The 8597-nt window shown below is 64.5% G+C and carries 6 protein-coding genes; 1 reads left to right on the forward strand and 5 read right to left on the reverse strand.

Features of this window, described 5'->3' with window-relative positions; genetic code table 11:
• Positions 1-27: 27 nt before the first annotated feature.
• Complete coding sequence (locus CUR96_RS08320; RefSeq protein ID WP_102192844.1) at positions 28-1830, reverse strand: glycosyltransferase; 1803 nt, start codon at positions 1828-1830, stop codon at positions 28-30.
• Positions 1831-1840: 10 nt separating this feature from the next.
• A complete protein-coding gene (locus CUR96_RS08325; RefSeq protein ID WP_245861142.1) occupies positions 1841-2737 on the reverse strand; it encodes a glycosyltransferase family 2 protein in 897 nt (298 codons plus the stop codon).
• A 94-nt stretch (positions 2738-2831) separates the two neighbouring features.
• On the opposite strand from CUR96_RS08325, the gene CUR96_RS08330 reads away from it, so the two are divergent.
• Entirely contained in the window at positions 2832-4979 is a 2148-nt protein-coding gene (locus tag CUR96_RS08330; RefSeq protein WP_102192845.1) for a glycosyltransferase, read from the forward strand.
• Between the two features lie 47 nt (positions 4980-5026).
• On the opposite strand, the gene CUR96_RS08335 is transcribed toward CUR96_RS08330, so the two are convergent.
• From CUR96_RS08335 to CUR96_RS08345, 3 genes are all read right to left on the reverse strand, one after another.
• A complete protein-coding gene (locus CUR96_RS08335; RefSeq protein ID WP_102192846.1) occupies positions 5027-6226 on the reverse strand; it encodes an ABC transporter ATP-binding protein in 1200 nt (399 codons plus the stop codon).
• On the reverse strand, positions 6226-7131 hold the full coding sequence (locus CUR96_RS08340) for an ABC transporter permease (protein WP_432612419.1): 906 nt from the start codon (positions 7129-7131) through the stop codon (positions 6226-6228). The genes CUR96_RS08335 and CUR96_RS08340 overlap by 1 nt, the downstream gene beginning before the upstream one ends.
• A 54-nt stretch (positions 7132-7185) precedes the next feature.
• On the reverse strand, positions 7186-8597 hold a 1412-nt coding region (locus tag CUR96_RS08345), incomplete at its 5' end, for a rhamnan synthesis F family protein (protein ID WP_102192854.1).

An 8597-nucleotide genomic window follows, 5' to 3' on the forward strand; every position in this document is an offset into this window, starting at 1 on the left:
ATCCGCTGCCACGATCGTCTGCTCACATCAGTGAGACGCTACGTTCTCCACGAAGCACCTCTGCCAGGCAAGTGGCTGGGAGAGCTCCGTCGCTGCCTGGCGATAGCTCCGCGAGAGCGACCGCCAACTGATCCAGATCCGGGCACGCAACGCTAAGGACCGCACCAGCAGGCGCAACATCGTCGAGCGTCGGCGTTGCAGGACGAATACGCCATCGCCCGCCGCGCTCTCCATCAGAGCGCCGTCCAGCTTTCCGAGAAGCCACCATCTGCCCATGTCACGCTCGATCCTGGGTCCATACCCCGGCCGCGCAGGAACAAGCTGGTGCACGAGAACCGACACCATCCGTGAGATCTTCCGAGCCATTCCATGCGGCGCGGACGGCAACTCGGTCCCGTCCGAATGATCGATATCGTCGAACGACCGCACGGCCTGCCCGCGGGAACGCAGCAGAGACTGAAGCTCCGCGCGTCGAGTTCTGAGAGTGTTCTGCAGGTGCGCGGGACCGCTGAGAATGTCACGAAGGGCCATGCACCGCACCTCGGCCGCTCCGTACTGCATTCCGATGAGGTGGTTCACATCGTTGCGCCACGTGTCACTCAGCACGCGCCGGGGGCGGGTCGAATGCACGAGCGCGGTGACCAGGCGGTTGCGCAGTTGGAAGTACGCCTGCCAATCGAGACCATCATCCTTCGCCGTCCAGGGAACGTGCCACAGCGCCGCCCCGGGCAAGGTGATCGTCCGATGGCCGGATGCCGATGCGCGCAGGCCGTACTCGGCATCGTCCCATTTAAGGAAGTAGGGAAGAGCAGCGCCGATCTCGCGGACGACCTGCAGCGGGATGAGGCACATCCACCAGCCGTTGAAGTCGACCGGCTTCTGATTGAGGAAAGCCTGCGTGGATTCGATCGGATGCTCTGCGAGGTCTGCCGCCGTCATCTCGGGCTCCGTGGCATTCCACCACATCGTGCTGCGGTCGATGACCTCCCCCATCGAATGGAGGACGGTGGGATCTATCAAACTCAGCATCTGCGCGCCGACGAGGGGGGCACCGGTGGCAACGGACGCAAACGCACACATTCGCCGGATGGACTCGGGCTCGAGCATCACGTCGTCGTCGAGAAGGAGGACGTGCGTGGCGTCCGTCCTGAGCGCCTCGATCATTCCCCTGCTGAAGCCGCCGGAACCCCCGAGGTTGTCCTGTTCGATGACATGGACATCGACGCCCGCCGCCAGAGCGTCGACGTCTGTGGCGGCGGCGATCCGCTTCGTACCCTGATCCACAACGAAGACACGTGACAGAAGCCCGGGCAGCCCATCGCTTCCCAGCGCTCGGAGAAGGCGAAGGCAATCATCCACGCGATTCATGGTCGTGATGGCGACTACGGGGCGGACTTCACGATGTCGATCCGACTGAACAAGCCAAAGAACCTCGTTGAGAACGGCATCTTCACCACCGGCGGAAGCCTCCAGCCACAGCCAGCTCGCATCCACCGGGATACCGTCGAGATCCAGCTGGATCTCCCCATGGGCATCGCGAAGCTCGTTGACGACGGTCCGGATGCCCGCAGTCGTGACGCAGTGCACGGTAAGCGTTGCTGAACCGCTCACATCCAGTCGGAGCACCGGCGACACCGCCGAAGTGTTCTCGGACCAGATACCCCAAGGGAAAGCATTGAAGTACGTCGCGAACGATGCCCGCTTCCCGGCCGCGATCCGCGCGGTGGTGCGCCCGAGAGGGTCGGCATCGCCTCGGGCATAGAGCGCCAGCGCGTCCGTGCGCTCTGGGGGGGGCATGACGAGCCTTTGGGCCGTCAGAAGTGTGCTCATCGCGGTCCCTTCACCGTGCGGCCCTGTTCCCGCGTCCGCGGATGCGGGATATCAATCGATCGCCGATCGAACGCCGCGCATCGAGCTGGCGACCCACTTCTTCCTGGATGAAGCGGGCGAGGTAGAGGGCGAGTCCATCTCCGTGCGCCGTCGTGAACGCGCGCAGGGCTTCATCCCGGATCAGGCGGTCGTAGTATTCGTGCTCGGCGGCGAGGACGAACATGCTGTTGCCCAGGGCGCCGGTGACATCCCGGCGCTGCATCCAGAAGGCACGGGCCGGTCCATCGATGAATCCGATCGGGTACTTCCTGCACACTCGGAGGTTGAACTCCCAGTCTTCGGCCGCGTGTATATCGACTCGGTACAGCCCGACTTCGTCATGCACGACCCGGCGATACACATAGGCGATCGGGACGAACCTGTTCACCTGCAGCAGGTCGGCATAGCTGATCTGCTTCATCTTGGCCCAGAACGGCTCGCGGTCGGTCTCGACGAATCGCTCACCGTCGAAACGCTCGTAGACGATGTCCGTGCGTGACACGACGCCGATGTCGGCCGGCGTCCTGTCCAGCCACTCCACCGACAGCGCCAGAAAATCCGCATCCCAGAGATCATCATCGTCGTGCAGGACGACGTATTCGGTCGACAGCGAACTCACGCCGGCGTTCGCTGCAGCGGATCGACCGAGCGAGACGTCGTGGTCGATCACGGAGACCTTGGCACGGACCTGCTCATCCAGAGAATCGACCAGCGCCACGAGCGCGTCGGAGTCTCCCCCATCGTTGACGATCACGACATGCCAGGCGGAGAAACTCTGGCCGACGATGTCGTCGAGCGCCCGAGCGAGAAGCGTGGGTCGGTCCTTCGTTCTCACGACGATGCCGACACGCGCAGAAGAGTCAGACACAAGTACTCCTGTCAGACTGCCGAAGTGACCGATCTTTCGAGGCTACCATTCCCACACTCAGTGCTTCCTTGAGCTGACCCCATAGACTCCGAAGGTGCTCAACCGTCTCCGACGCCTGTGGCGCGCATCGCGATCAGCCCTGGTGGTCAGCCCCGTCCTCGCAGCCGCCGACCGCCTCTACTGGTCCCGCGTCATACGTCGTGCCGACATCGTCGACGTCGAGTTCGTCCGGCTTCAGCTGCGACGCGCCGTCTCCGCCCGAGGCGCAGTTCGCGCGTACGTCCGAGGCGGCTTCCGGCGAGGTCTCTCCCTCAACCCGCTGTTCCTGGAGCAACTCGTGTCCGCGCAGCTGCCGGACAGTGATCGGGTGCCGGCGCTCTACGCCTACCTCGTGGGAGACCCCGCAAAGGTCTCGACGACGATCAGTTGGGATGCGCCGGCGTACGCCGCAGCACATCCCGAGAGCCTTCACGGGGCGGGAGGCCCGCTCGGGTATGCCTGGCGCAGCCTCCGACAGGGTGGCGAGCTCCCGATGGGGGCCGACTCGCTCCACCGCATGATCACCCACGAAGATCTCATGCGGACTGCGGCGACCGGTTTGAATCCGCCTCCGCACCTCCCCCCTCGCGACTCGATCGCTGCGCCTCGTGTGCTCGTCTGGAAGGTCGGAGCGGAGGACGCTGATGGCGCCTCGCTCGAAGTTCTCGCGTCCGTGGCCTCGCACTGCGACGACGCCGCCGTCATCCTCGTACTCGACCCAGCCGCACCCGACGATCTTCGCGCTGCATCCGCTCAGATCTCTCTCTGGCGAGACCGCACGTTCATCGTCAACGGCTTCATCGAAGCAGAGGCCGAGATCTCGCTTCCTCCGGGCACGATCCTCCTGGTCCGCGAATCCGGTTCGGAGATCGCTGCCGAGGCGGTGCGCGCCATACTCTCCGGCGCTGAGGCGCGTCCGGTCCAAGCACTCTGGCTGGCTCCGGACGGAACGATCGCCTCCGCCGCCGCCGCCGCATACGACGGCCAGACGGTACCCCTCTTCGCCGGTCATCCGATCGAGGACCTTCAGGAGCTCGGTGAGACCATCCCTGCCGTTGCCCTGGACGCGCCGGTGAGGGCCCACCGACTCGGCGATCTCTCCCGACCGAACACTCTGCTGGACGCTCATGCGACGCGGGAACGCAGGCATGCGCCTGCACTCCGGACGCACACCGGCAACACGGATTTCGACCAGCTCTCACCAGGTCGCGGGCTGGAGTTCGTGACGGCAGCCGGTCTCGTGCCGTCGCTGCAGAAACGGCACGCCGAACGACTCGTCCTGGCGGACGGCGACTCGGTTCCCCGGTTGCGTTGGGCGATCAAGACGGCGGCGCCGGCCGGCAGACGAGGCGAGTCCTGGGGAGACACGCACTTCGCTCGCGGCCTTGCGGCGGCGCTGGAGCGGCTCGGCCAGCACGTCGCCATCGACGCGTACCCAGCCGCCCGGCGCGCGACGGCCGGACTCGACGATGTCACTGTCGTCCTTCGCGGTCCAGAACGCATCGACCCGCCCGAGTCGGAGACGACGATTCAATGGATCATCAGTCATCCCGACGAGATCACGTCCGAAGAGGTGGGGCTGTTCGACATCGTGTTCGCGGCGTCCGAAGGGTGGAGTGCCGGGGCATCGACACGGCTGGGACGGACGATTCTGCCCCTGCTGCAGTGCAGCGATGCGGTCCGATTCTCGCCGAGGGGACTCGAGCGGTCAGACGACCTCGTCTTCGTCGGCACCGCCCGCGGCATCGTCAGGCCGTCCGTGGTCGAACCGCTGCGGGCGGGAGCACCGCTGAGGGTCTACGGGCCGGACTGGCGCGGCTACATCCCCGCCTCGGCGATCGCCGGCACCCACGTGCCGAACGAAGAGCTGCCACTGCTCTACGAGAGCGCCGGCGCGGTGATGAACGATCATTGGCCGGCCATGCAGCGCGAAGGATTCGTGTCGAACCGTCTGTACGATGTCGTATCCGCCGGCGGTCGCGCCATCAGCGATCATGTCACCGGGATCCCCGAACTCTTCGGCGGGGCGGTGCGCACCTATCGCACGACACAGGAGCTGCTCGAGCTCGTGGCCAGTCCACTCGACTCACTCTTTCCGGCCGAGGACGACCTTGCCGAGATCTCATCACGGGTCCGCAGATTGCATTCCTTCGACGCGCGCGCGAAAGAGCTGCTCCGTGCCGCGGTCGCGCACCGGATCTGAGTCGCACGCTCGGCCCGGATTCGGGACGCGCCGACCACACCGCGGGATCAGCTGCGGACGTCAGTCCCCGGGACCGTGATGAACGCGGAGGAGGATCCCATGGTCCCCTCGGCACCGTCCACGTTCAGCATCGCGCCTTGCATCAGCGCATGAGTGCTGATCTCGCTGACTCCGGCGACGTTCGCGTTGATGAAGTACTGACCGCGACCGACCTGGAGGCTCGCGATCTGGAGGTCCACTGTCGCCTCACCGTCGATCGGCTCCAGCTCCCGACCCAGAAGCTCGGTGTTGGACGCGAGCACCATATGGCCGAAGGGGGTGTCGATGCTGAAGCCGACGTCCCATCGGTCGAAACGATGGTCGGAGGCGACGTGCACGCGGATCGTCAGCGGTTCGCCAGACACGATGGTGTCGGCAGGCTGACTCCCGGAGGTGAGGAGGTCGACCTTGGTGACCCTGATCGGCTGAGCATCCGAGGCGCCACCCGACGCACGACGTCGCAGTTCGAGAGACTCCCGCAGCACCCGGATGGCATCGTTCGTATCTCCGTCGTGGACCACCCGTCCTTCGCTGAGCACGACGCCGCGGTCGCAGAGTTCTGCCACCTGCTGAGCCGAATGGCTCACGAGGACGATCGTCCGCCCTTCGGCGCGGAACTGGGAGATGCGGTCCATGCACTTGCGCTGGAAGGTCTCGTCGCCGACGGCGAGGACCTCGTCGACGAGGAGGAGGTCGGGGTCGGTGTGCACCGCGACTGCGAACGCAAGGCGGACGTACATCCCCGACGAGTAGAACTTGACCGCGGTGTCGATGAAGGAGCCGATGCCGCTGAACTCGACGATGTCGTCGAACTGACGGTCGGTGTCAGCACGTGAGAGCCCCAGGATGGATGCGTTGAGATAGACGTTCTCACGGCCGCTCAGATCGGGATGGAATCCTGCCCCGAGCTCGAGCAGTGCGGCCATTCGCCCTCGGGTCTGCACCGTTCCCGTGGTCGGTGAGATGATGCCGCCGATGAGCTTGAGCAGGGTCGACTTGCCTGACCCGTTGGCACCGAGCAGACCCACGGTGGTGCCCGCCTGGATCTGCATGCTGACGTCGTCGACCGCGACGAAGTCCTCACGGAAGTCCTTGCCCAGACGACCGAAATGAACGATCCGATCCTTCAGGCTGTTGTCCTTGCGCACGGTGAACTGCTTGGTCACCGAGTCGAGGCGAATGATGTCGGGTCCTTGGATCGTCGTCATCACAGCTCCTGTGCGAAGTTGCCCTGGACACGCACGAAGACGCGGTGTGCTATCCAGAGGAGGACGAGGCCGATGAGCGTGGCGATCGCCATCCGCAAGCCGAGGTTGGCTGGGTAGTCGGCATCCGTGCCGGCCCCCCAGAACGTTCGGTGGAAGCCGAGAACGGCGATGGTCAGAGGATTCGCCGCGTAGATCTCGATGAACCACTCCGGAAGAGAGAAGCGGTGGAGGACGTCTTTCACCATCGCCCAGGAATAGACGATGGGAGATGCCCACATCGCGAGCATCAGGACGACCTCGGTGAGGTATTGCATGTCGCGGAGGTAGACGTTCGCCGCGGAGAGCAACAACCCGAAGGCGAGCCCGTACACGCTGATCAGAAGCAGAGATGGGAAGAACCAGAGCATCTGCACCGGCTCCGGGAGCGCGCGGAACAGAAGGGCTGCGATCAGGAGGACGCCGAGCTGAACGGCTCCCATGAACCCCGCCGCGCCGATGCTCGCCAGCGGGAACACCTCGCGCGGAAGATAGATCTTCTTCACGAGCGCGGCGTTGTTGAGAATCGAGCCGGTGGATCCGGCGATCATGTCGTTGAAGAAGACGTACAGCGTCAAGCCGGAGAACAGGTAGATCGCGAAATCCGGAATGCCCTCAGCTGCCCGCAGGAACTGCCCGAGCACGATGTAGTACATCAGGAACTGTATGAGCGGCCGGATGACGGTCCACAGGAATCCCAGGAAGCTGTCCCGATACCGGGCTTGCAGGTCGCGACGGATGAGAAGGCCCAACAATTCGCGGCGGGACACCAGCTCCCGCAGCTTCCCACCCCGGACGCGGAGACCGCGCGAATCGATCGTTGAGAACGGCTCGGTCTCGAGCCGTTCAAATCGTTGCAAGGTTTCCACTGTTCTCACTCACACTTTCGCGAATCCGCTGCCGTCATCTTCGTTCCGATGCGATCAGCGGCCGAAGACGCGTCGAATCGCTGCGCCAGGGCGCCGCACCGCACGGGCTGCTTTGCCCACGAGGCCGTCAGACGCCACGATCTCGCGCAGCTTCGCACCGGTTCCGGGGAAGTTGATGCGCATGTACATTCTTGCAAAGTCTGACGCAGACCCCGTACCGACGAAGCCCGCGCGTCGCAGCAACTCGATCTGCTCGTATGCGTAGCCGGGCGTCGTCACCGACATCTCGTCGAGCTTGAACTCCATGGCGGTGTGGCTGATCGACATGTACTCCGTGGTGCTGACGGTGCGGACGTGGTAACCACGCTCCCCGGCCGCATACGCGGGCATGCGTTCGAGGATATGGGCGAGCCCTCCGTCACGGTACGCCTCGGCGCCACCGAACTGCTCGTACGACCAATCGTGCGCGACGAGGATCCGCAGCGCCTGCGGACGGGCGATGTACATGGAGCCGAACGGGGCGAGCGGAGACACGTCGTCGAGCGGAACACGGATGCCCAGTTCCGCGGCCATCCGTGCTGCGCCTTCCTTGTTCACCGACCATCCGCGCCCCAGGGTCGGATAACCGATGTGGATCATCGGCGGGAACACGAGTCCCAGACCCGGTTCGCGCTGGAACAACGCGACGAGGTTGGCGGTGTAGCCGGGGCTGTTCAGCAGATTGTCGAACTGCTGTTCCTTGAAGTGGCGGCCGACGTTGAAGCCGTCCTGAGGAGTCTTCTTGGAGTGGATCTTCACCACCAGGTCGTACTCGTCCGAGAGCAGCACATCACGGCACTCGATGAGGAAGGCGCTCTGATCTCGCCCGTCGTTGGACGAGACGACGCGGACGTCCACCTTGCCGTCCCTCGCGCCCCGTTTGCTGATCACTTCCTGGATCTGTGCCGCGCGACCAGCATCTGGTGTCGTGACCACGAGGTCGTACCCGCCCGGGAGCGTGTCGGCCCTGTCCAGCATCTCGTCGGTCATCTCCACGTAGAAGATGTGCGCGATCACGACGATTCGAAGCGGTCGGCCTGGGTCGTAGGAGACGTCGATGTCGGGAAGCACCTCGAGCATCGATGCGTCAGTGTTCAGATCCTTCGGTGCGATCGTGTGCGCGGCGTTCTGCCAGAAGAGCTCCATCGGATAGCCATAGCGCTCCGCAGCCTCCAACGTCCACCGCCCGACGACAGCATGCCGATCCAGATAGGGAGGCCATTGCATGAAGGGACGCCTCTTCAGGATCGGGCATCCCGCGTCCAGGAGCGCCTCGGCACGATACAAAGACGGGTTCTTCGTTCCGATCTCCGTGGAGGGGTAGGCGACGTCGTGGGTGAAGCCGCGCTCCGCGAAGTGCTCCGTGAAGACCGTCTCATGCTTCAGCACCGCATCGAAATACGAAGGCATCTCCGGCAGATCACGCC

It is taken from the genome of Microbacterium aurantiacum (assembly GCF_002872075.1).
GTDB classification, from domain to species: Bacteria; Actinomycetota; Actinomycetes; order Actinomycetales; family Microbacteriaceae; genus Microbacterium; species Microbacterium aurantiacum_A.

Coding starts and splice junctions, on each gene's coding strand:
- CUR96_RS08335 (WP_102192846.1), bottom strand. CDS start 6,226: ATGACGACGATCCAAGGACCCGACATCATTCGCCTCGACTCGGTGACC.
- CUR96_RS08320 (WP_102192844.1), bottom strand. CDS start 1,830: ATGAGCACACTTCTGACGGCCCAAAGGCTCGTCATGCCCCCCCCAGAG.